Genomic DNA, 24,034 nt, shown 5'->3' on the forward strand with positions numbered 1-24,034 from the left:
CCCGCGCCCACAGGCCGATTCGCGGGGCTACCTAGGAGCCTAGCGCGACTCGGCCACATCTCGCCTCTACCACTGCACGAGTGGAGACGCGCACGGTGGCGCACGGCGTCTCGCTTCTACCGATGTCTTCTGTACCAAGAACGAGCGACAGCTCAGTGTCGACGACGGTAGAGGTCTCGTTGCGCGTCGATGGCGCGCCGATGGACGGCCTGGAGTGCTCTCGCTTGCGCTGCGGCGCTGGTGTCGCCACCGTCGACGCCGTGGCCGTCGTACTGTCCCGACGTTCGAGCCGAGGGTTCGTCGCCCGCGCGATCGAACCGACTCGTCAGTCGTGACAGTAGTTCAGTAACCATGACAATGTTTTGCACGACCGGGTACAAAACCTGTTCCGGATACTGACGGTGTCGCCACCGTAACCCAGAATCCCTGAAAAAACGGAGGTAGCGGAGTCGTGTTACCGTTCAGTCGTCACCCTGTTCCAGCGAGATTGCTGGTCGAGCACAGCCTGACGGCCGGTTCTCCTCGCTCAATCGTCGCTGGACGTCTTGATGTCCGCAGACAGCCCCTGCGCCATCTCGATGTCCTTCGAGTTGTTGAGCGTCCACGCGGTACGCTCCGTGACGGCTTCGATGACCTCACGGGCCGACGGGTAGCCGTTGCCGGACTTCTTCACACCGCCGAAGGGCAGGTGGACCTCCGCACCGATGCACGGCAGGTTGCCGTACGCGAGACCGATTTCGGCGTTGTCGCGGAAGTAGTTGATCTGGCGGTAGTCCTCGGAGATGATGGCACCGGCGAGGCCGTACGGCGTGTCGTTGTGGATGTCGACGGCGTCCTCGATGTCGCCCGAGTACTTCATGAGGGCGACGTGCGGGCCGAAGCACTCCTCGTTGATGCACCGGAGGTCGGTGTCGTACTCGATTTCGTAGACGAACGGGCCGACCCAGTTGCCGTCTTCGTGGCCCTCCGGAATCTCGTCGGCTTCCAGTTCGAAGCGGTCGACGAGGACGTTCGCGCCCTCCTCACGAGCGAGTTCGTTGTGCTTGCGAATCTTCTCGACGTGGCCCGGCTCGATTGCCGGCCCCATGAACGTGTCTTCCGAGAGCGGGTCGCCGACGGAGACTTCCTTCGCAATTTCGACGTAGCGCTCTTTGAACTCATCGTAGACGTCCTCGTGGACGATGAGGCGCTCGGAGGAGACACAGCGCTGGCCGGTCGTCTTGAAGCTGGACATCACGGCCGAGTGGACGGCGATGTCGAGGTCTGCCTTCTCGGTGATGACGATACCGTTCTTGCCACCCATCTCACACGCGGCGAGCTTGCCGGGCGTGCCGCCGACCTTCGAGGCGACCTCGTGGCCGACCTCGGCGCTCCCCGTAAAGAGGACAGTGTCCGTGCGGTCGTCGTCGACGACCTTCGCACCGACGTCGCCGAAGCCCTGTACCATGTTGAACACGCCGTCCGGGATACCCGAGTCCTCGAATATCTCCGCGACGATCTGTGCGCACCACGGCGTCTGCTCGGCGGGCTTGAACACGACGGTGTTGCCCTCGACCAGTGCGACAGCCATGTGCCAGTACGGGATGGCGACCGGGAAGTTCCACGGCGTGATGCAGCCGATGACGCCGCGAGGCTTGCGCCGCATGTAGGCGTCCTTCGCGGGAATCTCGGACGGGACCACGTCGCCTTTCGGGTGGCGAGCGTCACCGGCAGCCCACTCGACCATGTGGTACGCCTCGATGACGTCGGCACGGCCCTCGGAGATCTCCTTGCCACACTCCTTCGTGACGACCTGGGCCAGTTCCTCGGTCCGCTCTCGCAGCTCGTGGTAGACCTCCCAGAGGTACTCTGCGCGGTCGATGTGCGAGAGTTCTTTCCACTCCTCGAACGCGTCGTCGGCCGCGGCGAGTGCCGCGTCGACGTCGGCTTCCGTCCCGCGCTGGAACTCGCCCAGTGTCTCCCCTGTCGCTGGGTTGACGCTCTCGAAGGTCTCCTCGCTCTCACCGTCAGTCCACTCACCGCCGATGTAGTGCTGGTAGGTGCCGGTAGCCTGCTGGCTCATAACAGGCAAAATTTTCGCCGGGACGGGTCAAAAAGCCTGCTATGTGCCCGACCGACCGCCGTCTTGCTGTCGATTTGCCACTTTCTCTATCTCGCCTTTGACGAGGCCCGCGTCGAAGTCGTGGTCGGGTCGCATGTTGACGAAGTCGAGGAACTCTCTGGCGGCGAGCAGGTCGGTCGCGGGGTAGACGCGCGCCGCCACTGCGACGGTCTCGCGTGCACCGAGCACCGGCGTGAGGACGGCCATCGCGCACGCGAGGTCGTACGCACGTGCGCCGTCGAGTCCCTCCTCACGGACGCTGGTCGCGTCGATGAAGACGATTTCGTCGTCGACGACGAGGACGTTTTCGCCGCGCATGTCGCCGTGGACCAGTTCGTGCTGGTGAAGCTGGAACAGCACGCGAAACAGCGGCTCGGCGAGGGCTCGCGTCTCCACGACCGACAGCTGGTCCAGCGTCCGGAAGTCGGGCAGGTATTCGAGGACGAGGACGCCGAGGTCGCCGACGGCGAACGTCTCGACTGGTTCGGGTGCCCTCAGACCGATGGCGCGCATGCGCGTCGTCGCCGCGAACTCGTGTTCGGCCATGTGTATCGGGGTAGCGAAGTGGTCGAAGAACCCCTCGGTACCGGAGGAGAACGCCCCGAGGTTGCGCCCGGTCGTGAACAGCGTGTGGACGAACGAGTTTTGCGGCGAGACGACCTTCACGAACCAGCGCTCGTCGACGACCATCGGCGTCGAGAGCCAGTTGTCCGCGTCGAGGAACTCGATACGAATGCGGTCGTCGGGACTGCGGCGTGCTAACTCGCGACCGACCTGCTCCAGGTCTTCCCACGGGACGGTTCCACGCACCCAGTTCCGCAACGCCATACTGCGGAGTACGAGGTGTCGGGCAAAGAAAACTCTTGTCGGCGGTCAGTCCTGCCGGTGGAGCGCGACCGACGACCACCGCGAGCACCATCGTGACTACGCTGAATCCGGGTGGGTCGTCGCCCGGGTGGAGCAAGCAGAAATCGAGCAACGGTGCCCCGGTCGGGGGTGGGGTGGCTACAGAAGACTTTATTTCCGTTCTGGGCAAGCATTGCGTATGGACTTCGCGCTCCCCGACGAGCACCGGATGATTCAGGAGGAGGTTCGACGCTTCTGTGACGAGGAGATAGAGCCCATCGCACAGGAGATAGAGAACGAACACCGGTTCCCCGAGGAGGTCTTCGACGAACTCGGAAAGCTCGACGTGATGGGCGTGCCCATCTCCGAAGAGTACGGCGGACTCGGCGGAGACACACTGATGTACGCCGTCGTCGCCGAGGAACTAGGCCGGGTCTCTGGCTCTGTTGCCCTCTCCTACGTCGCCCACACGTCGCTCGCGTCGAAGCCGCTCGAACTGTTCGGCACCGACGAGCAGAAAGAACGCTGGCTCACCCCGCTCGCCTCCGGTGAGTACATGGGCGCGTGGGCGCTGACCGAACCCGGTTCGGGCTCCGACGCCTCCGACATGGACACGACCGCCGTGAAAGACGGCGACGAGTGGGTCCTCAACGGCACGAAGCAGTTCATCACGAACGCGAACGTCGCGGGTAGCGTCCTCGTCAAGGCCGTAACCGCGCCCGGTGAGGGCTACGACGGCATCTCGACGTTCATCGTCGACCCCGAGGAAGACGACGGGTTCGAGGTCACCACGGTCTGGGACAAGATGGGCCTGAACGCCTCGCCGACGTGCGAAATCAAACTCACCGACGTGCGCATCCCCGAGGACCGCCTGCTCGGTGAGGAAGGCGACGGCTGGAAGCAGACGAAGAAGACGCTCGACGGCGGGCGCATCTCCATCGCCGCCATCTCGACCGGACTCGCACAGGGCGCGTACGAGGCCGCCAAGTCGTACTCGAAAGAGCGCGAACAGTTCGGCCAGCCTATCTCGAAGTTCGACGCCATCCGCGACAAGGTCGTCGACATGGAGCGCAAAGTCGAGCGCTCGCGCCTGCTCACCCACAAGTCCGCGTGGGAGTACGACCAGGGCCAGCGCGTCACCAAGTCCTCCGCACTCGCGAAACTCGACGCCTCCGAGTCCGCCCGGAAGGTCGCCGAAGACGCCGTGCAGGTGCTCGGCGGCTACGGCTACACCGAGGACTTCGCTCCGCAGCGGTTCTACCGCGACGCGAAGCTGATGGAAATCGGTGAAGGGACGAGCGAGATTCAGCACCTCGTCATCGGGCGCGAAATCGGCTTGTAACCGGGCATAAAGTTCCCACTTCGACCGATATACGCTGTCTCAGACGGTTCTATCCAGTTTAGTTACGACCTGTAGTTATTTGTTCGAATAGGTAGTCACATCTCGTATGTCAACTATTGAATCTTACATCAGCACAAACTTCATCTACGACGATTCCCCCCGGAGCGGCTTCGAGAGCATGGTAGATATGTTCGACGGGGATGACGGCGTTAGGTGTATCCAGGACACCACGAATTCGGCCTCCTTTTACACCGAGTCGATTCGCGGAGAAGTCCGATTCCGGCCGTCCGATGAACATCCCTACAGTTGTAGCACAGATTTCGTAGAGTTGACTGTTCTCTGTGACGAACTCGCGTCTGAATCTAGTGAGGAAGCGTTAGAGGCACTCCTCGAATTAGTTCGGAGCATCTACGACCGAACGGCCCCACAGTACGTGTTCGGAATGCACGACTGGCGGATAGAGCTCATCGAATCACTCTCTGTACCACGCGAAACCCGAATCGTCTCACCAATCAGCGACGAAGGGCTTGCTGCCGGGCATATCGACCTCCCGACTTGGTTGATGCTGTTCACGCCCTCGATAGTCGAGGAGTACGGTCGAAGTTGGTTGCTCGACTTGCCGGTTACGCGGAACGAAGAACTCGAGGATGGTTCGATTTTAGTTATTGTCACTGAGGAAATAGTGGACCCGGAACCGGTTGATCAACCATGGATGGACCAAGCTCTCGCAGAGATTGTGTTGGAATCTATGAAACCGTTGGAACCACTGTTCGAGGACTGATTCATCCTATCATTGGGTCAAACAGAGATTCCAACCGCTCAGAACCCGCGTCGCTCGTTCTCGTCGTCGTTCTGTCGCTTCAGCGTCTCCTGTGCCCGTTCGAGATTCCCAGTAAACACGACGAACATCCCGGCGAGCAACGCGACGCCGATGACCGCGCCGACTGGCTGGAGGCCCTGTGCCCGCAGCCACGGGAACACGATGAGACCGTAGGTGAACAGCACGACGACGTAGGCTCGCGGGTGCGCCTTGAGCACCTCCTTGACTCGGTCGAGCGGCGACTGCTGGGAACCTTGCATACTCTTGGCACAGCTATCGGTCGTGTGGGTAAGAATCCACCGGAAGCACGAGTCGAACCGAAAACTGCAGAAACCGGGTGTGAGAGTCGGAGCCGTTACTCAGGGCCAGTTGCCCGCGCCTTCGTACGCGTCGACGACGCGCTGGATGGCGTTGACGTAACACGCCGTCCGGAAGTTCGGCGCGTCGTGGGTCTCGTAGGCGTCGGTCATGCGGTCGAAGGCGTCGACGATGATTGTCTCCAGTTCGTCGTTGACGCGGTCTTCCGACCAGTAGAAGCGCTGGCGGTTCTGGACCCACTCGAAGTACGAGACGGTGACACCGCCCGCGTTCGCGAGGATGTCCGGCACGACGTGAACGTCACTGTCGGTGAGCACGTCGTCGGCCTCGGGCGTGAGCGGCCCGTTCGCGGCCTCGACGATGACGTCGGCCTGCACTTCTTCGGCGAGTTCGCCGTCGATGGCGTTTTCGAGGGCTGCCGGAACCAGCAGGTCCACGTCCATCGTCAGGAGGTCTTCGTTCGAGAACTCCTCCTCTGCGCCTTCGTAGTCCGAGACGGAGCCAGTCTCGCGCTTGAAGTCCTTCACGGCGACGGGGTCGAAGCCATCGGCGTTGTGGATTGCGCCGGAGGAGTCGGAGACAGCGACGATGTCTGCGCCGAGTTCGTCGATGAGTTTCGCCGCAATCCAGCCCGCGTTCCCGTAGCCCTGTACGGCGACTTTCGCGCTGGAGATGTCGCGGTCGAGGTAGCCGAACACTTCTCGGGCGGCGAGCATCGTAGAGCGACCGGTCGCCTCGACGCGGCCTTCACTGCCGCCAGACTCGATGGCCTTCCCCGTGATGACGCCGGGCGCCGTCGTGTTCTCCAGCGTCTCGTACGTGTCCTTGATCCAGTTCATCTCACGCTGGCCCGTGTTCACGTCGGGGGCGGGGATGTCGCGGTCCTCGCCGATGATGGGGCGCAACTCCTTCGCGAACGAGCGCGTGACGCGCTCCAGTTCGTCTGCGGAGTACTCCGCGGGGTCGATGACGATGCCACCCTTGCCGCCACCGTACGGGATGCCGACGGTCGCGCACTTGTACACCATCCACCCGGAGAGCGCTTTGACCTCGTCGCGGCTGACGCCCGGGTGGTAGCGGATACCGCCCTTGTACGGGCCGCGGTCACCGTTGAACTGCGACCGGTACGCTCGGAACAGGCCGACTGACCCGTCGTCGAGTTCGACCGAAAGGTTCGTTTCGAGCACTCGTTCGGGATTCTTGAGGCGTTCGAGTACGTCCTCTCCCACGTCCACGTAGGCGGCGGCGTCGTCGATCTGCTCCTGGAGACTCTCGAAGGGATTGGCCTCGTCTGTCATCAGTCAACACCACTCGGACGGGGGGGTTAAGCGTGGCGAAATTATAATTTATAAATAGGATTAAAGCCAATCTAAGGGCCTTATATTTTCCCGGCTGCGCGGGCCCGCTCGACGACCCGCTGGGCCTGTGCGATGAGCGGCGCGTCGACCATTTCGCCGTCGACGCGGAACACGCCGCGACCCTCGGCGTCGGCCGCTTCCTTCGCCTCCAAAATTCGCTGTGCCCACTCGATGCGCTCGTCGTCGGGCGTGAACGCGTCGTTGATTGGGTCGACCTGTGCCGGGTGAATCGCCATCTTCCCGTCGTAGCCGAGTTGGATGGCGAAGCGAGTCTCCGCTGCGAGGCCGTCGGTGTCCTCGATGTCGGTGTACACCGTGTCGATGGCCGCTTTGTCGTGTGCGGCGGCGGCGACGACGACCTTTTCGCGCGCGTAGAGCACTTCGGTTCCCTCGCTCGTCCGTGTCGCACCGATGTCCGCCGAGAGGTCTTCCGCACCGAAGACGAGCGCCGCGGTCGGTTCGGCCGCCGCGATGTCGGCCGCACCGAGGACGCCCGCCGCCGACTCGACCAGTGCGAGGACCGGTGGTGTCTCGCCGGGGAACGCGCCGTCGAGGATTCGCACGTCTCGGCCGCCCGTCGCTTTCGGGAGCATGAGGGCGTCGAGTCGACAGTCGTCGCCCGAAATCGCGGCCACGTCAGCCTCCATCCCCTGCTCGGGCGGGTTCACCCGGACACACACTTCGCAGTCAGGGTCGAAACCGGGGTCTGAGAGTACCTCCCGGACGGCGTCACGGGCTTCCTCCTTTCGCTGTGGAGCCACCGCGTCTTCGAGGTCGAAGATGACCGTGTCGGCTCCAGTGTTGGGGGCCTTGCGCATCAGTTCCGGACGGTCGCCCGGGGAGAACAGGACGCTTCGTCTGACCATGCGAAACCCGACGACTGGAGGGGTGTTGAATCCACCCGTCGGCGACGGGATGCTGGCCGACGAAACACGGGCGCTCAGCCGAGCCAGTGTAGCCACCGACCGTGCGATTCGTACCGGGCGATTACGGTCGGGTCGCTTCCCTCGGTGCCGACCTCGGCGTGGCGGAGTTCGATAGCTGGCGCACCGTCGACGTCGACTGATTGGTGGCCCGACACCCAGTGCAGGTCACGGCTCGACGCGATACCGGAGAGGACGCCCCGATATCGCTCGCGCTCCGCGTCGGTCAACTGGTACAGTACCTGCGTGTCGTAGATACAGACGGCGTACTCGGCGGGGATCTCCCGAACGACGGTCGGCAGCAGGTCGAGCGCGTTCCCTTCGACGATTCGTGGAGGGTCCTCGCGGGCGAGCGCGACCGCATCGCGCAGTTGCTCGTGTCGGTCGGTGTGCTCCGGCCAGACGAGCGCACGGAGCCAGTTCACGTCGGCATCGTCGGTCACGTCCAGCGGGTTCACGTCGATACCGGCCCGGGAGGCGACGGTCGGCGGGTCGGCTGGCAGCGGTGGGTCGCCGACGCGGACTTCTCCCGGAATTGTGACCGGCGAATCGTCGATTCCCACGGTCAGTGCCTCGCCGTCGGCGAGTTCGTACTCGTAGCGATACCGGTCGAACGAGAGGTTGAGTCCGGCACTCGCCCCCACGTCGACGAGCGCGAGCGGGCCATCGACCGCGGCCGCCACGTGAGCGAACGCAGGATAGAGGACGCTACAGCGACCGACCGCGTTCGTCTGGGTTCGGCGAGTCGCGACGAGGTCACGGACTGCGGCTTCGTTCGTGAGGACGAAGTCGTGAAAGGCCGGAAACGGGTCGGACTCGGTCGGGTCGGTCGTCGCTTCGGGACCGACCACGCTCGGGTAGAACGCCCGGAGTTCGTGGTCGGTCCCGCGGAGCACCAGCGCGTGGACGGCCGCGAATAGGTTGTTCGGGCCGGGCTGGTCGTCGGGTACAGCCGCTGCGACAGACAGCACGTCGTCGGCCGCCGCGATGGAGTGCGAGAGGCTGGCGTACAGGGGCGACGTGTCGTCACACCAGCGGGCGAAGTCGCGGAAGTGGGCTGCGAGAGACACGCACTGTCTTCTGCCCGTATCGAGATAAGCGCGGCCGATGCGGAGAGCGACGGGGGCGAATCGAGTCCCGTCGGCGGTGCCAGCCGCGGTTTCTTGGTCGGTAGTCACGTCGCTGCACGTATGGACAACGGCGACGGAATCGTCCGAACGGAGTTCACACAGTTCCCGAAACACGTCCATCCGGTACCCGAGTCGGACTGGGCGACGGTCGACTTCGTGGCCGGACCGTGCCCGGTCGTCGTCATCGGGCAGGCGCAAAACGGCGATTCGAGACATCGGTTCGCCCCGGGCGAAATCCGCGTCGAATCCCGCGGCGACGACCAGCGACTGCACGTGACGATGCAGATATTTCGGGACGAACGAGAGGGTCAACTGGTTCTCAGCGGCCCGTCCGTCTACTACTACCGGCTGGTCGTCGAGTTCCCGAACAGAGTGCCGAACGAGTACGTCATCAGACACCTCGACGAGCACGGAGACGAACAGTATCGAACGTTCGAGTCGTATATGGGACCACCGGCCGACCTCGTGGAAGAGTGAGACCGTCCGTGGCGAAGCGAGAGGACCTCGACGAGCGGACGGACTAACGGTCGCTCGCACACACGACGAAATCGGGAGGATACGACCGAGAATCGACCGAGACGTTATGGCCAGAGCCCGCGGGCCTCGTGGGCCTCGGCGACGCGCGAGAGCGCGACGATGTACGTCGCGTCACGCCAGGATACGTCGCGTGCCTCGTGCTCGGACCGGACCGCGGTCCACGCTTTCAGCATCTCTTCGTGGAGTTCTTCGTTCACGCGTTCGAGCGACCACTGGCGGCGGTTGATGTCCTGCAGCCACTCGAAGTACGAGACGGTGACACCGCCCGCGTTCGCGAGGATGTCCGGCACGACCGGAATCTCGCGGCGCTCGAAGACGTCGGCGGCGGCGATGGTCGTCGGGCCGTTCGCACCCTCGACGATCATGTTCGCCTGAACGTCGTTCGCGTTGTCGGCGGTGAGGACGTTGCCGATGGCGGCCGGAATGAGGACGTCGACGTCGATTTCGAGCAGTTCCTCGTTCGTGAGCGTCTCCGGCGCGTCGTAGCCCGAGACCATGCCGGGTCGTGCGTCGTGGTCCTCGACGTCCTGCGTGTCGAGGCCGTCGGGGTCGTAGATGGCGCCGTCGACGTCGGAGACGGCGACCACGTCGGCCCCCTTCTCGTCGAGGTAGCGGGCGGCGTACGCACCGACCGAACCGAAGCCCTGCACGGCGACCGTCGTGTCCGCCATATCCCAGTCGTAGTATTCGATTGCCTGTTCGGCGATGATACCGACCGAGCGACCGGGAGACTCCTCACGGCCGTATGAACCGCCGATAACCGGCGGCTTACCCGTGACGACGCCGGGCGTCGTCTCGCCTTCCTGCATGGAGTAGGCGTCCATGAACCACGCCATCTCCTTCGGACCGGTGCCCATGTCGGGGGCCGGGATGTCGTGCTTCGGGCCGATGACGTCGCGGAGTTCCTCGGCGAAGCGCCGGGTCAGGCGCTCTTTCTCTTTGGTGCTGAGGTTCTTCGGGTCGACGACGATGCCACCCTTGCCGCCGCCGAACGGGATGTCCATCACGGCACACTTCCAGGTCATCCACATGGAGAGGCCGATGCACTCCTCGGCGCTGACGCCGGGGTGGTAGCGGAGCCCGCCCTTGAACGGGCCGCGGACGCTGTCGTGCTGGGCGCGGTAGCCGGTGAAAATCTCGGTCGTGCCGTCGTCACGCTCGAGCGGAATCGACACCTGGTGGACCTTGTCTGGGTGGTGCAGGCGTTCGATGACGCCGGTGTCCACGTCGAGGTGGGCAGCCGCACGCTCCAGCTGTCGCCGGGCGGTTTCGACTGCGCTCTCTTCGTGCTGTTCTTCTTCCGTCTCTGTGGATGTCGCTGATGCCATGACTACGAAGTGATTTGGGGCTGGTTGTGCGTCACAATGGCACGGAGCCAGTCCAGAAATCGCCGGTCGTCCGTCCCTGTCTGGGAGCGAATCCGGCGCATCTACACGGATTTCACGAGAGGAACGCATAAACCCTTCGTATAATACTTCGGGTTTGTGCAGAAGTTGCAACTCGGTTTCGAGAAAATTTACTGACCGACGTTAGTCAGCGCGGTGCAGCGCGACGAGCGCCGTCAGCGAGACACCGACGATGAGGGCGACCGGACCGAACCCGGGCGACCCGCCGGATTCGCCGGACTCGGTCTCTTCTTCGCCACCCATCATGGTAGTCTCCTCACCGCCGCCCATCATGGTCGTCTCTTCATCACCCATGGTGGTCTCTTCGCCCATGGTCGTCTCCTCCATCGTCGTCTCGTTCTCCATCATCGTCGTCGTCTCTTCCATCGTCGTCGTGTTCTCACCTGCTGTCGTTGTCGTCGTCTCGTTGTCGTCTTCTTGAAGGGCGACTGCACTACCACTTGCTGCGGCCAGGGCGAGGAGTGCAACCGCGAGGACACTGAACAATTGGGTTCGTAGTTTCATGAGTATGGATAGGGGGGTGCGTCGTGCGGCCAGGTCGAGCGGTGACCTCGTCACACGAATAGACGAAGTCGCGCCGACATGGTAATGGCACAGCCAAACAGCATAGGAAGGGCCTGAAACACCTGAATACGACAATATCGGTATCGGGAACGAATTCGGTTTCTCGACCGGGAATAGTGAGCGTGTGCTCGTGGCACTGGTGATGGGTGGTCGGGTGGGGTGTGGGTCGCACTGTCGGCTTCGTCAGACTGCCAGACCGAGGACGACGGTCGTGAACAGGACGACGAGCCAGACGAACGCGACGCCGCGCTGGATGGAACGGCTGTGGAACACGGTTTCTCTGGTCGTGAGCGGTCGTTTCGAGGTGGTCATGGGACCGCCCACATATGTGGTAACGCACCACACGACCGAGAGTGTAGACCCAACAGACGTTGGGGGTTGCCGGAGATTCGTCTATTCGGACTGATTCTGTCGCCGACCCGGCGACCCTCGGCGACGAAGCGGACTGCCTATTACGGCCGCGCGAGTCGCCTCGCGCATGCCCGGCCTCTACTACGAGGAGTTCACCGTCGGCGAGACGATCGAACACGAACGACGTCGAACCATCTCCGAGAGCGACAACCAGCGCTTTTGCGACATGACGATGAACCAGCAGCCGCTGCACTTAGACGAGTCCTTCGCCGCCGACACCCAGTTCGGCGAGCGACTGGTCAACGGCATCTACACCATGGCGCTCGCGGTCGGCGTCTCCATTCCGGAGACGACCGACGGCACCATCGTCGCCAACCTCTCGTACGACGACGTGTCCCACCCGGCACCTGTCTTCCACGGCGACACCATCCGGGTCCAGTCGACCGTCACGGAGAAGAAAGAGACGAGCAGCGGCGAGCGAGGACTGGTCACGATGAAAGTGGAGGCGTTCAAACTCCCGACCGCAGACGACGAGGACGACGAAGCGGACGAGGAGACACTCGTCTGCGAGTTCGAACGGACGGTCCTCTCGCTGAAGCGAGAGAACGCCGAGTAAGCCGCGAGGGGCAGCACATCTCGGACCGCCCTACAGCCAGCCTTCTCTCCGGAAGTAGACGACGAGTATCGCCGAGATGAGCGCCATCCCGAGCATCGTCGCGTGGTAGGCGTACTCCCACTGGAGTTCCGGCATCGTCTGGAAGTTCATCCCGTACACCCCGACGACGAACGTCAGCGGCAGGATGATGGTCGCGACGACGGTGAGCGTCTTCATCACCTCGTTCATCTGCATCGACAGCGAGTTCAGGTAGATGTCTCGCGCGCCCGTGACGAGGTCGCGGTACGTCTCGGTCAACTCGACCAACTGGATGAGGTTGTCGTACACGTCGCGGAAGTACTTCTCGTGGCGCTCCTCGATGAAGTCCGGGTCGCCTCTGGCGAGCATGGCGACCGCGTCCCGTGACGGCCACAACACCCGTCGCACGGAGAGGAGTTCGCGCCGGAGACTGTTGATGTCCGAAAGCGTCTCTTTCCCCCGCGCCTCGACGACCTCCTCCTCGACGGCCTCGATGTCGCGTTCGACCTCGTCTATCACGTCGAAGAACTCATCGACGACGTTGTCGAGGATGCGATAGGCGGTGAAGTCCGGTCCTCGTTCGAGGATTCGTTTGTCCTCGCGCGTGACCGCATCCCACACTCTCGCGACCGCTCGCAGCGACGACAGCGAGAGCGTCACGAGCCAGTCGCGGCCGATGAACAGCCCGACCGTCTCGGAGCGAACCTCCTCTGCGAACGTCGTCTCGCCGGGCCGAAGCATCGCCGTCTTCACGAGCGTGAAGATGTGCCCGTTGAACGTCTCGGTCTTGGGGCGCACTTCGTTGCGGATGTCCTCGATTTCGAGCGCGTGGATGTCGAACGCCTGTGCGACCGCCTGAATCTCGCTGTCGGTCGCATCGGAGACCCGGACCCACGTCGTCCCGTTGGCGTCGCGCGCCACGTGGAGGTCGTCGTAGTCGTCGACGCCGTTCGCGGTGAACACGTGCGACTGGATGGTCACTCGTCGTCACCCCCGGCGTACGCCCCACTACCGAGCGCCATCAGCGTGAGGCCGACCATGATGCCGGTGAGCGAGAACGCCCGGCCCGTGTACTGGGTAGCTAGCCCCACGAGGTAGCCAACGAGGCCGAGACCTGTCAGAGCCACCCCAGCCGCGAACGTCCGGTTCATGCAGCGTGGGTCGGCCGGTGTCGGCAAAAACGTTCGCTAGTCGTCGTGTTTCGCGTCTCTACTCGTCGGTTGGTCGTGTTCGTGTCGGCGTCTGTCTATTCACTCAGGTTTGTAGTCGCTGACACTGGCGTCGAGAAACAGTTCCCGAATGCCGACGGAACATGACCGCAGCCACACACTCCCCAACCGATTCGCCAGACTTCGCGCTGCTCAGTCTGGCTCATCCCTCGTGAGATCACGCTCTCACTTGCAGTCGTTCGCACGCTCACGACGACCTCGCGCGACTAGGCATCGCGGCCTTCGCTTTGCTCAGGCACACTCGCCAGCGCGCGCCACAGCGGTTGCTCGTCCTTCAGTCGCGCCACGGTTCTCAGGGTTCGACGACGAACCGGGACACCGATAGCGTTCCAGTCCGGAGCCACGGGTATGCACACAGCGAAGCGGCTGCTCGACCTCGACGGCCAGCCACTCGACCGGGTGGCGAAACTGGCCGGTGTCGACTTACTCGTCCTGGTTGGACTGTTGCTGATGGGTGAACTCAGACACGGTGTCGACCCCATCACGCAGGCGCCGCGCGTCGCCGAGACGGTGCTCCCCTTCCTGCTTGCGTGGGCCGTGCTTGCGGTCGTCGGTGGGGCCTACGGCACGCGAGCCTTTGCGGGCGGCCTGTCGACGGTTCGGGTCACGCTCGTCTCGTGGCTCGCGGCGGTCAACCTCGCGCTCATCGCTCGCGGGTCGCCGTACCTGGCTGGTGACTCGCCGTGGACCTTCGCGCTCGTGATGTCCGGTCTGGGGGCGGTCGCACTCTGTATCGCTCGGCCGGTCGTCGTCGGCCTGCTCACGGAATAACGATAGCGAGAAGCAGCGATTCTGCGTTCTCAGCGCCGACTCAGCACGAAGCTAGCGACGCCACCGAACACGCCGATACCGGCCAGTGCGAGGAACAGTGCGCCGGTGTCGGCGTACGTGAGCAACGCGCCGGCCAGCACGCCGCCGAGTGCGCCCACGCCGAACACGCCGAGGTAGGTGTAGCCGTAGGACAGTCCCCGCGTGCCCGCGGGCGTGTGTTCGGCGACGGCCGCCTGATACAGCGGCTGGGGAACGAACAGGACGAATCCCAGAACCGCACAGAGCACGAGGAACGGAATCAGCCCGAGCGAAGCGACCGGAAGGAACGCGAGCGCGATGACGGCGAGTGCGGGGAAGACGAACACGAGGGCCCGACTCGGCTGGATGTGGTCGGTGAGTCGGCCGCCAACGTACTGGCCCGCGACACCGACCATCAACAGGCCAGCGTAGACGTACCGCGCGGGTTCGAGTTCCTGCGTGCCGACCTCGACCGGCGAGAGCGAGGAGAAGCCGCCCAGAATCTCTGGCAGGAAGGTGAGGACACCGCGGTAGTACAGCCCAGAGGCCATCACGACGGCGAAGATGACGAGGAAGCCGCTGGCGAACAGTGCCCGACTGCCCGCGACGAATTCGGAGAGCGACGAGACCGAGTCGGTCTTCGACCCGCCGTCGCTCTCGACTTGCGGCCCATCGCCAGCCTCACCGACCGCGGCGCGTTCGTCCACGTCGATAGTCAGTGCGACCACCGCACCGACTGCGGCGGGGACGGTCAGGACGATCGCCACCTGCCGCCAGTCGAGGACCAGCAGGAGCAGTGCAGTCAGCAACGGTCCGAGTGCGATGCCGAGGTTGCCGGCCATCCCGTGATAGGCGAAGGCGCTCCCGCGCGCTTCGACGCCCCGGCTGATGAGCGAGAGTCCCGACGGGTGGTACACACTGGCGGCTGCGCCCCAGAGGAACAGCGCGACGGCGACGACCGGAATGGACGGCGCGACCGACAGTAAGGCGAACGAAGCGGCCATCCCGAGCAGACAGCCGACGATGAGCCGTTTCGAGCCGACCGAGTCCGCCAAAACGCCGCCGGGGAGCGCGCCGAGGCCGAACAGCCCGTAGCCGACGGCCGTGACGATGCCGAGCGTCGCCTCGCTCGCGCCGAACACCTCGGGCGCGAGCCAGACGCTCACGAAGATGGGGATGGAGAGTTCGTACGTGTGGACCATCCCGTGGCCGACCATCACGAGCGCCGTGATGGCGCGGTCGTTGCGGTTCACGCCGAAATCGTCGGTGTTGGGCCGTAAGAACGCACCGATTGCGGCATGCACACAGTACCAGAAAATATATATGGAGTTTCCTGTACCAGAGGTGAGTCACGAAAAACCGCAAGACGGCGGTACGATTCCCAATAGATAACCAACTCATAACTTATGAGAATCCACTGCACCAAATATGAATCAGCCATAGGTCGAGTATGGAGTGGATAGCAGCGAAAGACTTAAGTATACAATTCCCATATTTTCTAATGTATTATGGCTGGGTATTACGACATCGTTCTGGGACTTATTCCCGCATCGCTCATCGGAGGCACAGGCGCACTCACGACCCTCGTCGATCTCGACCTGACGACGGCGGTCCCGATTGCAGCACTCTTCGCAGCATTCCTCGTCGGACACGCGATGTTCGTGCGAGGTCCGGTCGACGAACCGAGTCCGGAGCAGACCGCTCCGGCTTCGTCGCCCGCTGTCAAAGCGCCCCACGCTGACTGACCCCAGTACCCAGCACAGCCCTTTTTGTCGGTGGCTGTCGATTTCTCGCGCATGACGAACGCGCTGTTCCTGACCAGTGACGACGTCGCTGGACTCGCAGAGCCCACAGAGTACGTCGACGCCGTGCGCGATGCGTATCGCCAACGGGGCGAAGGTGCCGCCGCGAAGCCGCGGACCACACTACGCAGCGGCGACCCGCCAGGGATGCTGTTCAGTTATTCCGCCATCCTCCCTGACACGGGTGCGATGGGCGGCTACATGTACTCGGCCGGCTTCGGCGAAGCCGACGCCTGGTTCGTGACGCCGCTGTTCGACGCCGAATCGGGTGAACCGCTCGCGCTCCTCGACGGGGCGAGCATGAACCCGTACAAGACCGGCGCGGCCGGTGCGGTCGCCGTCGACGAGCTCGCGCGCGAGGACGCGACCAAACTGGCTCTCATCGGCACCGGGGCGCAAGCCCGGGGACAGCTCAAGGCGACGATGACCGTCCGCGACTTCGAGACGGTCAACGTCTTCTCACCGACGAAAGAGAACCGCGAGTCGTTCGCGGCCGAGATGAACGAACGGTACGACGCGACGGTCGGTGCAGTCGCCTCGCCGTCTGCCGCGGTCGAAGGGGCAGACGTGGTCATTACGGCGACTACCGCCTCGGAACCGGTGTTCGACGGTGACCTGCTCTCGCCCGGCACCCACGTCACGGCGATGGGGCAGTACCACCCCGAAAAGCGCGAACTCGACGACACCACCATCGAGCGAGCGAAGTACGTCCCCGACCTGCGCGAGCGCGTCACGCAGGACGCTGGCTCGTTCATCCACGCGATGGAAGAGGGCGTCGTCGACGAGAGTCACGTCCACGCGGAACTCGGTGAAATCGTCGCCGGAAAAGAGCCGGGTCGCGAGTCCGACGAGGAGATAACCGTCTTCGACTCGGGTGGCACCGGCATCGAGACGACCGGCGCAGCGTACATGCTGTACGAGCGAGCACGAGAGCGTGGATTCGGACAGGAGATAACGCTCGCCCCCGCGAGCGAAGCACTCACCGGCGAGTAACGAACGGTATCGCTTTCGCTCATTTTCTAAAAAACGTTCACGGTTTCAGTTCTTTTCACCATCAGTTGGTACGAATTTGGGTCTGTTTCTGGAAAATCTACTTTCAAGGGGATTCCATCGTTTCGAGTGTGCCACGCCGGCACGGTAGAACCCCAATGTCTGACGAACCCACCACGAAGGACCGCAGCAGCATCGACCAGCTTACCGAATCCGTCCAGAGCCAGCTCTCGTCCCGCCGAACGTTCCTCGGGGGTGCGGCCGCAGCCGGTGCCGCCGCAATCGGCCTCTCCGGCAGTGCTGCAGCTGCCCCCACGTCCAGCAGTGGGCAGGTCGGACTGCAGGCGCAGGAAGACGACGAACAGACCGACGTGGACATCCTGAATTACGCGCTGACGCTCGAACACCTCGAAGACCAGTTCTACAAGCAGGGACTGGAAGACTTCACGCCCGAGGAGATGATGACTGCCGACGCGGTCTGTGACCGCCTCTGCATGGAGACGCGCGAGAAGATTCCCGAGTACGTGATGATGGTCGGCGAACACGAGGCGGCCCACGTCGACCAGCTTACGAAAGTCATCAACGACCTCGGCGGCACGCCCGTCGAACCGGCGACGTACGACTTCGGCTACGACTCGCCGAGTACGTTCCTCCAGACGGCGAAAGCACTGGAGAACACCGGTGTCGCGGCGTACGCGGGCGCCGCACCGTCCATCAAGAACGACAAGCTCCTCTCGGCCGCACTGTCCATCCACAGCGTCGAGGCACGCCACGCTGGGACGTTCAACTGGGTCGCCGGGACCTCGCCGTTCCCGAACGCCTACGACGAGGCGAAGTCGATGGAAGAGGTGCTGGAGATCGCTGGACAGTTCATCGTCGAGGAATAACGCGGGAAGCCGGTAGCAGACGGGCTTGGTGGGCCCGTCGAGGGACGTATCGACTGTTGTGGCTCTCTCTTTTGAACTAAAACTGCGCTGCGACCAGCTGATGCTCGGTTTGCTGGAGATGTTCACTCACGGTTCCAGGCGCGAGGCCGAGACACGCTGCGATGTCGCGATGGGTCGCTTCGCGCGGTACCTCGTAGTACCCCACGTCGAGTGCGATGTCGAGGACCTGTCGCTGCCGCTCGGCCAGCACTGGTTCCGAGGCTGCGAACGTCCCCGTGTAGGGGCCGGTCCGGTCGAGCGTTACGTCGACAGCGGGCGGAATCGCGTCGACCGCGCGCCCGATAGCATCGTCTGTCCCGAGTAGTGTCACCTGCGCGCCCATACGGTCGCCTTCGTCGACGAACTGGACCGGCCACTGCAGGATGACCGCGTTGTCGAAGACGACGCCGAGCAGGTCGTCGACTCAGCTCTCGCCGCGGTGAACTACCGCGTGTGGGAGGAACCAGCGAATCGCAGTCCTCGTTCGGTGCTCGGGCACGCTGACCGACCACCTGTGACGGTTCTCAGACGCGATTCGCCTCGAACCACTCGACGCCGAAGTCGACGAGCGTTCGCTGTGAGAACAGTTTCGCGTCGGCGACGCCGACCGTCCCTGTCGCGACAGCCTCCGGGTGTTCGAGTTCGAACGCGTCGCCACACGCGGCGAAGTCCTCGTCGTCGAACGCGATGTCGTCCCAGTGCAACCACACGCGCTCTCCTTCGACGAGGACTGCACTGGCGCGCTGTTCGGTCCCCACGTCGATATCGGCCCGGTACTCCGCGAGGTGGAGTGACGTATCGGTCGCGTGCGTGGTGCCCAAGAACAGCACGGCACCGTCTGCGTCGTACACCCGCGCCAGCGGCGAATCTTCACCGAGCGAGTAGTCGTACGGGTGTCCGCTGGTGACGAAGTCGGCCTTCGCGCCCCACGCGGCGAACGAGTGCTGCGGATGCGCGCTCCGGCGCACACCCGGATAGTTTCGAAAGCACTCTGGAATCGCACCCATGCCCTGTGTCGGCGTCACGGCCGGACGGTACGGCGGCATCTGTGCTCGGATTCGTTCGTCCCACGACTCTGGCACTGGCGGGTGCGACATGTTCCGCGGGCCTCTGTTCCCGGGTGAGTGAGTCGGCATCACGACCGTCCCCGTGTCACCGACGGCGAGTTGGAGTGCGTCGACGACGGCCGGCGCACCGCCACAGACCCACCCGAGTGACGAAAGCGAACTGTGGACGAGTATCGTCTGCCCGCGCTCGACGCCAAGAGCGTGCAACTCTTCGACCAGCGAACTCACCGTAATTGGCGCTGGCGACCGGTCTTCGGGACGCGGCTGGCTCATGCAGCAACGAAATCGAGACGGGCAATAAATCTCGGGAAGGCGGCGACCTGAATCGACGAGACTCGGGGCGATTCTGTATAGTAGTATCTGATTTACCAGCCCGGTTTCGGCCACTCGTTCGCTCGGCGAATGTCGACAAATTCATAGCTTACACTGCGTTCAGGTCGAACGACATGCCCACAGCCACCACGTGGAACGACGTGTACGCGGTCGCCGACCGCATGCGTGCGTTCGACCGACCGTGGGCCATCGCTGGTGGGTGGGCACTCGACTGTTTCCTCGACGAGCAATCGCGCGACCACGGCGACGTGGAAATCGCGGTGTTCCGTGCAGACCAGCACGCACTCCGCGAGTACCTCTCGGAGTGGTCGTTCGAAGTCGTGGTTCCCGGGGAAGGTCGACGCGAGCCGTGGGCCGAGGGAGAAACCCTGGAACTCCCACGGCACGAACTCCACGCCGAGACCGAGGACTTCGAACTCCACTCGCTCGAATGCCTGTTGAACGAGCACGAAGACGGCGAGTGGATCTTCCGTCGCGACCCACGGGTCACACGGTCTCTCGACGACTTCGTGCAGGTCTCAGAAACGGGGATTCCTCATCTCGCTCCAGAAATCGTCCTGCTGTACAAACTGCCCATCTTCGGACCACACGACGAGGCCGACTTCCAGCGAGTCGCGCCAGAAGTAGCCCCAGAACAGCGCGACTGGCTCCGCGACTCGATTCAGTCGGTCGACCCGGGCCACCACTGGCTGTCGTCGCTGTAGCTGTCTGTTCCCGTTTTCCCCTACCTATTCGGTGCGCGCGTACGTCTCCCCTGGGACGAACACCGGGAGGTCGGTATCTCTGCTCTCTCTGGCGAGTGAGTCGAGCCAGTTGCGCACCTTCCCGTGGAGCGTCGCCTTCGTGTCGAAGGTGTCGTAGCGCACGTCGAACCCGTACGGCAGTTCGTCGACGGTCGCGCTTCCGAAGCCCTCGTCCTGATAGATGGCGACGCGCTGGCCCGGTTTATGCGTCGTCGCTGGGTTGCCGCGACGAAGGTGGAACTCACCGAGGATGCCGCCGGTTTCGGTGCCGACGCCCGTCGTCAGGCCGCCCTGCGTGAACAGGAACAGGACGGCGTCGCTGTGGGCGGCGAACGCGATGGACTGTTCGAGTGGGTCCATGCCGACGACTTCGGGTCCGTCGTCGCCTCGGCTCGCGTTCGCCTCGTGCGCCTGCCGATGTGTTGGGATGTCGATGTCGGTGGCGACGAAGGCCCGGACGCCGAGTCGCGCTCGCAATCCTTCGCAGAAGTCTCTGAGTGCCTGTTCCATGTCGCCCTGACCGTCGTCGGTGACGTGTTCGGCCGGGTCGAACAGTGGGTCACGCTGGAATGGCGTCTCTAGCCGATGCCCGTCGTCGTAGGCGTACGCCGCGCTGAAGGCGGTGTACGGCCCCATCACGTACACCGTGAAGTCGTCGTGGCTGCCGAATCGGGGTGGGGCTGGTGCCTCCTCGGCGAGGATGTCGGCGATTGGTCGGCCGTCGTAGGTGAACGTCGTCTGCCCGTCGAACATCGCTTGTCTGGCCTTCTCAGGAGGGTGAAAAATACGTTTGGACACGCCACAGTTCGTGATGCTGAGAAAGAAAGAAAATATTCTCTGTAATCGGTAGACTGATACTGCTGGCTCCTGTACACTCACCTGAATCATGGCTGCCGAATCCAGCGACCGACCGACGTTCCCTGGCGAGCGCGACCTCGAACGCTACGTCGACGAGCGGCTGTTCGACGACAGCATCGGGACGCTCGCGGACCACGCCGCGCGCAAGGCCGCCCTCGGCGACCCGCGCCGCTACGCCATCGTGTTCCTGCTGTACGAGCGCGACGAGGTCGCCCGCAAGGAACTCGCTGCCGCGGTCGACGACCCCTCGTTCGACCTGAGTCACCACCTCGGTGAACTGGTCGACGCGGGCCTCGTCGCCCGAACCGGCGCGCCCGAAGGTGTGGATGGTCGCCAGACGTTCTACGAAATCACGCACGTCGGCCGCCAAGAAATCGCGGCCGACTACGAGAACGTCACCGGGCACGCGCCCGGCGAGTGAGCGGCAGGAAAACGGAATTTTTCGCGGCGCGCTTCAGCGAGTGAGGCCGTCGACCGACGCAGTCAACGTGTGCCGGTGTGGTTCGAACCCGATTCTGTCGTAGAACGCGAGCGCACGCTCGTTGTCCACGTCCACGTCGAGCGCGAGTTCTGGATAGTTTTCGTCACGTGCCCGCTCGACGACGCGGTCGACGAGGTCACTGGCGAGGCCACTGCCGCGGTACGGTTCGCGCACGAAGATGTCGCCGATTTTCAGCCGGTCCGGCTGGTCGAAGATGGGCGGTGCGGGATTTAGTTCGGTCGCGATGAAGCCGGTGAAGTCGCCCGGTGTGTCTGCGAGAGCCACGTCGTCATCGGCGGGGTCGGCGTCGTCGTCCACGGCGACCACCAGTTCGTAGCCTTCGGCTTCGAGCTTTCCGAGCCGGAAGTCGATTTCCGCCTCGACGATGTCGTCGTCGCTCCAGTCGACGAGTGCGTGACTGGCGACGGCTGTTTCGAGGGTTCGATTGTACGGCAGCCACAGCTCCTCGACATAGCGGCGGACCGCGGATTCTTCCGCGGGGAGGGTACAGAATTGCATCGCTGTACAGAGACGAGTCGGACGAGAAACTTAGGCGTACTGTCTCCGTGTGAAACTGACTCGTGGTTAGAGCCCGAGCGCCGCCATCAACGGAACGCCGGCTGCGAGTGCGCCGACGAGATAGCCACCGATTGCACCGCCGTTCAGCAGCGGCAGGCCGGCGTGAGCCCGGCCCTTCATCACCATCCAGAGCAACACGAGCAGGCCAGCGATGGTGCCGATCATGGCCGTCAGCGCGGGCAGGTTGAGCAACACCGGGTCGGTCAGAATCGGCTCGACCGTGTCGGACGCGCTGGAGTGGAAGTACGCCGCCGAGGCGACGATGATGGTCGGCATCACGGCGTCACCGAGGCCGATGAAGAGTGCGTCACGGTCCAGTGCGGTGTCGTCGTCTTCGTCGGTCGAGTCGACTAGTTCGTCGTCCATCGACCCGTTTCCGTCGGTCGCCGCAACTGCGTCCACGTCGGTGCCGTCGACAGCCGACTCGTCGTCTTCCTCCTCGCTGTCCGCGGTCATTTCGAGGAACGAAAAGGAGAGCGTCGTCGGGATGACGAGGATGACTGGCACCTTCATGTCCATCACGCCCTCCGCGAGCGTGAGCATGTGCTCGGTCCCGTACACCGAGATGGCGTCGTAGACGGCCAGAATCGTCAGGAGCAGGATGGCCGGGAACAGCCCGAAGCTGATGCCGAACAGGCCTGCTGCGGCCGACCCCATCACCACGCCCGCGGTGTCGATGACGTACCACTCGGGGTAGACGAGCAAGCCGAGTGCGACCGCGCCACCGGCGACGAGCGCCGCCGTCTGGGGCAGCCACGTCTCGAAGACGTAGAACGAGAGCATCCCGCTCGTGAGGATGATGAACCCGCGAATGAGCCACTGCAGGTCGTACTTGAACGCGGCCAACATCGCCGCCGTCGCCACGAGGATGGCCCCGATGTAGACGATGCTGTTGGTGGCGTCCTGCGGATTCTCGACGACGGCGCGGTCCGCCGCCTGGAAGGGTTCGAGCAGCGAGAGGGCACCGAGTTGCACCAACAAGAAGATGATGACGGTGAGGCCGACGGCCCCAACGACTCGGTATCGGTCGTTCATGGACGGGGGTATAAGGCCGCGGTATTTCGGTGTTGTGTTCGATTATCGGGCGTTTCGTCGTATTCTGTCGTCGTACGTCGGCGCTAGGCTGTTTGCTCGGCCGATGCTGTGGCTGTGTGTTCGGTTGCTGTTGGTTCTGTGGCTCTGGTTATCGAGAAGCAGTTCACGAACGCTGGTGCAGATGACCGCCGCCACACCCACCCCAACCGATTCCTCACGCCACTCGCTTCGCTCGTGCCGCTCGTCATCCCTCGCGCGCCTACACCTCCGGCTTCGCTGTGCGAAGCACGCTCACCAGGCGCGCCAAATCGGTTGATCGGGACTCGTCGACGGCAAAAGTTTACACCCGGCGTAAACTATCCGGGAGTCTGACTACCGCGAGTACAGCGTCTGGCCGAGCAACAGCGCGGGGTCGGTGTCAGCCGAGACTGCGACGTACGGGCGCGAGACCGGCCCGAACACGTCGACGATACGGCCCACGTCGTCGAGATTCTCGTCGATGACCGACTCGCCGAGGCGTGGCTTGTCGCCTTCCGCAGTGCGAGCGATGGCGAGGCCCTGCGCCGCACGGACGACCGTCCCGACCCGCTTCATTCGCGGAGGGCGTCGACGTAGGCGGCCGCGGCCTGCACGATGTCGTTCTTCGAGTCGTCGGTCGGGTTCTTCACGAGGACGCGGCCGCGTTCGAGGTGGCCCTCGCGCGAGTAGGCCATGTCGCTCTCGATGACGGCGTCGTAGCCGACCTGCTGGACGGCTTTCGCGATTTCGTCGACAGTCGGCTCGGTGACGGCCAGTGCCTTCGGGACACGGCGGCCCTTCTTCCGGGTGAGGTCCGCGTCGAGGTACGCGGGGTAGATGACGTTCTCGACCAT

General features: G+C 63.7%; 30 protein-coding genes. 10 read left to right on the top strand and 20 right to left on the bottom strand.

All coding sequences use genetic code 11. The annotated features are described in order from the left end of the window. Window positions 1-152: 152 nt before the first annotated feature. From ACSC1P_RS00110 to ACSC1P_RS00120, 3 genes are all read right to left on the bottom strand, one after another. Entirely contained in the window at window positions 153-353 is a 201-nt protein-coding gene (locus ACSC1P_RS00110) for a hypothetical protein (RefSeq protein WP_435358091.1), read from the bottom strand. A gap of 173 nt (window positions 354-526) precedes the next feature. After that, window positions 527-2,062 carry an aldehyde dehydrogenase family protein gene (locus ACSC1P_RS00115; RefSeq protein WP_435358092.1) on the bottom strand — a complete coding sequence of 512 codons (1,536 nt, stop codon included), beginning with the start codon at window positions 2,060-2,062 and terminating at the stop codon, window positions 527-529. A 39-nt stretch (window positions 2,063-2,101) separates the two neighbouring features. Then, the gene (locus ACSC1P_RS00120) at window positions 2,102-2,929 is read right to left on the bottom strand and encodes an RIO1 family regulatory kinase/ATPase domain-containing protein (RefSeq protein WP_435358093.1); all 828 of its coding nucleotides are present in this window, start codon (window positions 2,927-2,929) and stop codon (window positions 2,102-2,104) included. 217 nt (window positions 2,930-3,146) lie between these two features. Here ACSC1P_RS00120 and ACSC1P_RS00125 point away from each other — a divergent pair, with 217 nt between their 5' ends. Beyond that, window positions 3,147-4,289, top strand: a complete 1,143-nt coding sequence (locus ACSC1P_RS00125) for an acyl-CoA dehydrogenase family protein (RefSeq protein ID WP_435358094.1) — start codon at window positions 3,147-3,149, stop codon at window positions 4,287-4,289. A 106-nt stretch (window positions 4,290-4,395) separates the two neighbouring features. Beyond that, window positions 4,396-5,070, top strand: a complete 675-nt coding sequence (locus tag ACSC1P_RS00130; protein ID WP_435358095.1) for a hypothetical protein — start codon at window positions 4,396-4,398, stop codon at window positions 5,068-5,070. Between the two features lie 38 nt (window positions 5,071-5,108). Here the strand turns inward: ACSC1P_RS00130 and ACSC1P_RS00135 are convergent, their stop codons facing one another. The 4 genes from ACSC1P_RS00135 to ACSC1P_RS00150 form a co-directional block, all read right to left on the bottom strand. After that, window positions 5,109-5,369, bottom strand: a complete 261-nt coding sequence (locus ACSC1P_RS00135) for a hypothetical protein (protein ID WP_435358096.1) — start codon at window positions 5,367-5,369, stop codon at window positions 5,109-5,111. Window positions 5,370-5,468: 99 nt separating this feature from the next. After that, a complete protein-coding gene (locus tag ACSC1P_RS00140) occupies window positions 5,469-6,725 on the bottom strand; it encodes a Glu/Leu/Phe/Val family dehydrogenase (protein ID WP_435358097.1) in 1,257 nt (418 codons plus the stop codon). 80 nt (window positions 6,726-6,805) lie between these two features. Continuing rightward, on the bottom strand, window positions 6,806-7,651 hold the full coding sequence (locus ACSC1P_RS00145; protein WP_435358098.1) for an HpcH/HpaI aldolase/citrate lyase family protein: 846 nt from the start codon (window positions 7,649-7,651) through the stop codon (window positions 6,806-6,808). A 74-nt stretch (window positions 7,652-7,725) separates the two neighbouring features. Further along, the gene (locus tag ACSC1P_RS00150) at window positions 7,726-8,778 is read right to left on the bottom strand and encodes a DUF2332 domain-containing protein (protein ID WP_435358099.1); all 1,053 of its coding nucleotides are present in this window, start codon (window positions 8,776-8,778) and stop codon (window positions 7,726-7,728) included. A gap of 120 nt (window positions 8,779-8,898) precedes the next feature. Between ACSC1P_RS00150 and ACSC1P_RS00155 the strand changes: the two genes are divergently transcribed. After that, window positions 8,899-9,315: a hypothetical protein gene (locus ACSC1P_RS00155; protein WP_435358100.1), complete on the top strand. Its 417-nt coding sequence runs from the start codon at window positions 8,899-8,901 to the stop codon at window positions 9,313-9,315. Between the two features lie 104 nt (window positions 9,316-9,419). Here ACSC1P_RS00155 and gdhB read toward each other — a convergent pair whose 3' ends face one another. From gdhB to ACSC1P_RS00170, 3 genes are all read right to left on the bottom strand, one after another. Further along, window positions 9,420-10,703 carry a glutamate dehydrogenase GdhB gene (gene gdhB, locus ACSC1P_RS00160; protein ID WP_435358101.1) on the bottom strand — a complete coding sequence of 428 codons (1,284 nt, stop codon included), beginning with the start codon at window positions 10,701-10,703 and terminating at the stop codon, window positions 9,420-9,422. Between the two features lie 201 nt (window positions 10,704-10,904). Next, entirely contained in the window at window positions 10,905-11,285 is a 381-nt protein-coding gene (locus ACSC1P_RS00165; RefSeq protein ID WP_435358102.1) for a hypothetical protein, read from the bottom strand. A gap of 243 nt (window positions 11,286-11,528) precedes the next feature. After that, entirely contained in the window at window positions 11,529-11,657 is a 129-nt protein-coding gene (locus ACSC1P_RS00170) for a hypothetical protein (protein ID WP_435358103.1), read from the bottom strand. 139 nt (window positions 11,658-11,796) lie between these two features. Here ACSC1P_RS00170 and ACSC1P_RS00175 point away from each other — a divergent pair, with 139 nt between their 5' ends. Further along, the gene (locus ACSC1P_RS00175; RefSeq protein WP_435360246.1) at window positions 11,797-12,312 is read left to right on the top strand and encodes a MaoC family dehydratase; all 516 of its coding nucleotides are present in this window, start codon (window positions 11,797-11,799) and stop codon (window positions 12,310-12,312) included. Window positions 12,313-12,342: 30 nt separating this feature from the next. Here the strand turns inward: ACSC1P_RS00175 and corA are convergent, their stop codons facing one another. Both corA and ACSC1P_RS00185 read right to left on the bottom strand, forming a co-directional pair. Continuing rightward, window positions 12,343-13,311: a magnesium/cobalt transporter CorA gene (corA, locus tag ACSC1P_RS00180; protein ID WP_435358104.1), complete on the bottom strand. Its 969-nt coding sequence runs from the start codon at window positions 13,309-13,311 to the stop codon at window positions 12,343-12,345. Next, window positions 13,308-13,481, bottom strand: a complete 174-nt coding sequence (locus tag ACSC1P_RS00185; protein WP_435358105.1) for a hypothetical protein — start codon at window positions 13,479-13,481, stop codon at window positions 13,308-13,310. The genes corA and ACSC1P_RS00185 overlap by 4 nt, the downstream gene beginning before the upstream one ends. 426 nt (window positions 13,482-13,907) lie before the next feature. Here ACSC1P_RS00185 and ACSC1P_RS00190 point away from each other — a divergent pair, with 426 nt between their 5' ends. Further along, the gene (locus ACSC1P_RS00190) at window positions 13,908-14,330 is read left to right on the top strand and encodes a DUF3054 domain-containing protein (RefSeq protein WP_435358106.1); all 423 of its coding nucleotides are present in this window, start codon (window positions 13,908-13,910) and stop codon (window positions 14,328-14,330) included. Window positions 14,331-14,359: 29 nt separating this feature from the next. Here the strand turns inward: ACSC1P_RS00190 and ACSC1P_RS00195 are convergent, their stop codons facing one another. Beyond that, the gene (locus ACSC1P_RS00195) at window positions 14,360-15,565 is read right to left on the bottom strand and encodes an MFS transporter (RefSeq protein ID WP_435360247.1); all 1,206 of its coding nucleotides are present in this window, start codon (window positions 15,563-15,565) and stop codon (window positions 14,360-14,362) included. Between the two features lie 291 nt (window positions 15,566-15,856). Here ACSC1P_RS00195 and ACSC1P_RS00200 point away from each other — a divergent pair, with 291 nt between their 5' ends. The 3 genes from ACSC1P_RS00200 (at window position 15,857) to ACSC1P_RS00210 (ending at window position 18,027) form a co-directional block, all read left to right on the top strand. Then, window positions 15,857-16,093 (top strand): DUF8015 family protein, encoded by a 237-nt coding sequence (locus ACSC1P_RS00200; protein WP_435358107.1) that lies wholly within the window; start codon window positions 15,857-15,859, stop codon window positions 16,091-16,093. Window positions 16,094-16,144: 51 nt separating this feature from the next. After that, window positions 16,145-17,143 carry an ornithine cyclodeaminase family protein gene (locus ACSC1P_RS00205; RefSeq protein ID WP_435358108.1) on the top strand — a complete coding sequence of 333 codons (999 nt, stop codon included), beginning with the start codon at window positions 16,145-16,147 and terminating at the stop codon, window positions 17,141-17,143. A gap of 155 nt (window positions 17,144-17,298) precedes the next feature. After that, window positions 17,299-18,027: a ferritin-like domain-containing protein gene (locus ACSC1P_RS00210; protein ID WP_435358109.1), complete on the top strand. Its 729-nt coding sequence runs from the start codon at window positions 17,299-17,301 to the stop codon at window positions 18,025-18,027. 76 nt (window positions 18,028-18,103) lie between these two features. On the opposite strand, the gene ACSC1P_RS00215 is transcribed toward ACSC1P_RS00210, so the two are convergent. Both ACSC1P_RS00215 and ACSC1P_RS00220 read right to left on the bottom strand, forming a co-directional pair. Further along, the gene (locus ACSC1P_RS00215; protein WP_435360248.1) at window positions 18,104-18,481 is read right to left on the bottom strand and encodes a helix-turn-helix domain-containing protein; all 378 of its coding nucleotides are present in this window, start codon (window positions 18,479-18,481) and stop codon (window positions 18,104-18,106) included. 109 nt (window positions 18,482-18,590) lie between these two features. Next, the gene (locus ACSC1P_RS00220) at window positions 18,591-19,406 is read right to left on the bottom strand and encodes an AAC(3) family N-acetyltransferase (RefSeq protein ID WP_435358110.1); all 816 of its coding nucleotides are present in this window, start codon (window positions 19,404-19,406) and stop codon (window positions 18,591-18,593) included. Between the two features lie 173 nt (window positions 19,407-19,579). Here ACSC1P_RS00220 and ACSC1P_RS00225 point away from each other — a divergent pair, with 173 nt between their 5' ends. Beyond that, window positions 19,580-20,170: a nucleotidyltransferase domain-containing protein gene (locus tag ACSC1P_RS00225; RefSeq protein ID WP_435358111.1), complete on the top strand. Its 591-nt coding sequence runs from the start codon at window positions 19,580-19,582 to the stop codon at window positions 20,168-20,170. A gap of 24 nt (window positions 20,171-20,194) precedes the next feature. Here the strand turns inward: ACSC1P_RS00225 and ACSC1P_RS00230 are convergent, their stop codons facing one another. Then, window positions 20,195-20,962, bottom strand: a complete 768-nt coding sequence (locus tag ACSC1P_RS00230) for a DUF7509 family protein (RefSeq protein WP_435358112.1) — start codon at window positions 20,960-20,962, stop codon at window positions 20,195-20,197. Between the two features lie 133 nt (window positions 20,963-21,095). Between ACSC1P_RS00230 and ACSC1P_RS00235 the strand changes: the two genes are divergently transcribed. Next, window positions 21,096-21,488 carry an ArsR/SmtB family transcription factor gene (locus ACSC1P_RS00235; protein WP_435358113.1) on the top strand — a complete coding sequence of 131 codons (393 nt, stop codon included), beginning with the start codon at window positions 21,096-21,098 and terminating at the stop codon, window positions 21,486-21,488. 33 nt (window positions 21,489-21,521) lie between these two features. Here ACSC1P_RS00235 and ACSC1P_RS00240 read toward each other — a convergent pair whose 3' ends face one another. From ACSC1P_RS00240 to srp19, 4 genes are all read right to left on the bottom strand, one after another. Further along, a complete protein-coding gene (locus tag ACSC1P_RS00240) occupies window positions 21,522-22,067 on the bottom strand; it encodes a GNAT family N-acetyltransferase (RefSeq protein WP_435358114.1) in 546 nt (181 codons plus the stop codon). 66 nt (window positions 22,068-22,133) lie between these two features. Beyond that, complete coding sequence (locus ACSC1P_RS00245) at window positions 22,134-23,162, bottom strand: presenilin family intramembrane aspartyl protease PSH (protein WP_435358115.1); 1,029 nt, start codon at window positions 23,160-23,162, stop codon at window positions 22,134-22,136. Window positions 23,163-23,534: 372 nt separating this feature from the next. After that, window positions 23,535-23,756, bottom strand: coding sequence for an H/ACA ribonucleoprotein complex subunit GAR1 (locus ACSC1P_RS00250; protein ID WP_435358116.1), 222 nt, complete (start codon window positions 23,754-23,756; stop codon window positions 23,535-23,537). After that, window positions 23,753-24,034, bottom strand: coding sequence for a signal recognition particle subunit SRP19 (srp19, locus tag ACSC1P_RS00255; RefSeq protein WP_435358117.1), 282 nt, complete (start codon window positions 24,032-24,034; stop codon window positions 23,753-23,755). Before srp19 ends, ACSC1P_RS00250 begins: the two co-directional genes overlap by 4 nt.

Origin of the sequence: Haloarchaeobius caseinilyticus, from assembly GCF_051207395.1 — an archaeon.
Lineage (GTDB): Archaea > Halobacteriota > Halobacteria > Halobacteriales > Natrialbaceae > Haloarchaeobius.

Bases quoted from the DNA above. Each gene is read 5' to 3' on its own strand.
- ACSC1P_RS00110 (WP_435358091.1), bottom strand. From the start codon at position 353: ATGGTTACTGAACTACTGTCACGACTGACGAGTCGGTTCGATCGCGCG.
- ACSC1P_RS00115 (WP_435358092.1), bottom strand. From the start codon at position 2,062: ATGAGCCAGCAGGCTACCGGCACCTACCAGCACTACATCGGCGGTGAG.
- ACSC1P_RS00120 (WP_435358093.1), bottom strand. From the start codon at position 2,929: ATGGCGTTGCGGAACTGGGTGCGTGGAACCGTCCCGTGGGAAGACCTG.
- ACSC1P_RS00125 (WP_435358094.1), top strand. From the start codon at position 3,147: ATGGACTTCGCGCTCCCCGACGAGCACCGGATGATTCAGGAGGAGGTT.
- ACSC1P_RS00130 (WP_435358095.1), top strand. From the start codon at position 4,396: ATGTCAACTATTGAATCTTACATCAGCACAAACTTCATCTACGACGAT.
- ACSC1P_RS00135 (WP_435358096.1), bottom strand. From the start codon at position 5,369: ATGCAAGGTTCCCAGCAGTCGCCGCTCGACCGAGTCAAGGAGGTGCTC.
- ACSC1P_RS00140 (WP_435358097.1), bottom strand. From the start codon at position 6,725: ATGACAGACGAGGCCAATCCCTTCGAGAGTCTCCAGGAGCAGATCGAC.
- ACSC1P_RS00145 (WP_435358098.1), bottom strand. From the start codon at position 7,651: ATGGTCAGACGAAGCGTCCTGTTCTCCCCGGGCGACCGTCCGGAACTG.
- ACSC1P_RS00155 (WP_435358100.1), top strand. From the start codon at position 8,899: ATGGACAACGGCGACGGAATCGTCCGAACGGAGTTCACACAGTTCCCG.
- gdhB (WP_435358101.1), bottom strand. From the start codon at position 10,703: ATGGCATCAGCGACATCCACAGAGACGGAAGAAGAACAGCACGAAGAG.
- ACSC1P_RS00165 (WP_435358102.1), bottom strand. From the start codon at position 11,285: ATGAAACTACGAACCCAATTGTTCAGTGTCCTCGCGGTTGCACTCCTC.
- ACSC1P_RS00170 (WP_435358103.1), bottom strand. From the start codon at position 11,657: ATGACCACCTCGAAACGACCGCTCACGACCAGAGAAACCGTGTTCCAC.
- ACSC1P_RS00185 (WP_435358105.1), bottom strand. From the start codon at position 13,481: ATGAACCGGACGTTCGCGGCTGGGGTGGCTCTGACAGGTCTCGGCCTC.
- ACSC1P_RS00190 (WP_435358106.1), top strand. From the start codon at position 13,908: ATGCACACAGCGAAGCGGCTGCTCGACCTCGACGGCCAGCCACTCGAC.
- ACSC1P_RS00195 (WP_435360247.1), bottom strand. From the start codon at position 15,565: ATGGTCGGCCACGGGATGGTCCACACGTACGAACTCTCCATCCCCATC.
- ACSC1P_RS00200 (WP_435358107.1), top strand. From the start codon at position 15,857: ATGGCTGGGTATTACGACATCGTTCTGGGACTTATTCCCGCATCGCTC.
- ACSC1P_RS00205 (WP_435358108.1), top strand. From the start codon at position 16,145: ATGACGAACGCGCTGTTCCTGACCAGTGACGACGTCGCTGGACTCGCA.
- ACSC1P_RS00210 (WP_435358109.1), top strand. From the start codon at position 17,299: ATGTCTGACGAACCCACCACGAAGGACCGCAGCAGCATCGACCAGCTT.
- ACSC1P_RS00220 (WP_435358110.1), bottom strand. From the start codon at position 19,406: ATGAGCCAGCCGCGTCCCGAAGACCGGTCGCCAGCGCCAATTACGGTG.
- ACSC1P_RS00225 (WP_435358111.1), top strand. From the start codon at position 19,580: ATGCCCACAGCCACCACGTGGAACGACGTGTACGCGGTCGCCGACCGC.
- ACSC1P_RS00230 (WP_435358112.1), bottom strand. From the start codon at position 20,962: ATGTTCGACGGGCAGACGACGTTCACCTACGACGGCCGACCAATCGCC.
- ACSC1P_RS00235 (WP_435358113.1), top strand. From the start codon at position 21,096: ATGGCTGCCGAATCCAGCGACCGACCGACGTTCCCTGGCGAGCGCGAC.
- ACSC1P_RS00240 (WP_435358114.1), bottom strand. From the start codon at position 22,067: ATGCAATTCTGTACCCTCCCCGCGGAAGAATCCGCGGTCCGCCGCTAT.
- ACSC1P_RS00245 (WP_435358115.1), bottom strand. From the start codon at position 23,162: ATGAACGACCGATACCGAGTCGTTGGGGCCGTCGGCCTCACCGTCATC.
- ACSC1P_RS00250 (WP_435358116.1), bottom strand. From the start codon at position 23,756: ATGAAGCGGGTCGGGACGGTCGTCCGTGCGGCGCAGGGCCTCGCCATC.
- srp19 (WP_435358117.1), bottom strand. From the start codon at position 24,034: ATGGTCGAGAACGTCATCTACCCCGCGTACCTCGACGCGGACCTCACC.